General features: G+C 59.1%; 1 pseudogene. It reads left to right on the forward strand.

Features of this window, described 5'->3' with window-relative positions:
• Nucleotides 1–264: pseudogene (locus F1735_RS34950) on the forward strand (RNA-guided endonuclease InsQ/TnpB family protein); the annotation flags it as partial.

Here is a 264-nt window from a genome sequence, read left to right on the forward strand (position 1 = left end):
CTGCAACATGCATTGAAGCACTTGGAGAGGGCGTACAAGAACTTCTTCGAGAAACGGGCCGATTTCCCCAGCTTCAAGCGCAAGGGTTGCGGCGACACTTTCCGCTACCCGGACCCGAAGCAGATCAGGCTTGACGAGGCCAGCAGCCGCATCTTCCTGCCCAAACTTGGCTCGCTGCGTTACCGCAACAGTCGGGACGTTCTTGGCGAGCTGCGCAACGTCACAGTGAGCCAGTCGGGCGGCAAGTGGTTCGTGTCGATTCAG

This window comes from Massilia genomosp. 1, assembly GCF_011682185.1.
Classification (GTDB): Bacteria; Pseudomonadota; Gammaproteobacteria; order Burkholderiales; family Burkholderiaceae_D; genus Telluria_A; species Telluria_A rubra.